Annotated in this window: 1 protein-coding gene; it reads right to left on the reverse strand. The window is 47.5% G+C overall.

Features of this window, described 5'->3' with window-relative positions:
- On the reverse strand, positions 1–205 hold a 205-nt coding region (locus AAEY55_RS18410), incomplete at its 3' end, for a transposase (RefSeq protein WP_350552698.1).
- Between the last annotated feature and the right edge of the window lie 58 nt (positions 206–263).

Genomic DNA, 263 nt, shown 5'->3' on the forward strand with positions numbered 1-263 from the left:
CTTGATAACCGGCAAGAAATTCTTTTGCGCAAGCGCGACTTCGACCTGCTTGGTAATCGTAAATCACGACAGGCTCACGGCTGACCTCATTGCTGCGATAAACCCACATGTAGGAATTGCTGCTAGGGTTGTCACCTTCATCTAACACTTGTGTACGGGTTTCATCGGCACATAAACTATGCTCACTAAGCAAGTGACGTTGCATGGCTGCCACTAAGGGGCTGATTAGCAGGCCCGCTTTAATACACCAATTAGCTAATGTT

This window comes from Pseudoalteromonas sp. 120-MNA-CIBAN-0494 (assembly GCF_040308885.1).
GTDB classification, from domain to species: Bacteria; Pseudomonadota; Gammaproteobacteria; order Enterobacterales; family Alteromonadaceae; genus Pseudoalteromonas; species Pseudoalteromonas nigrifaciens.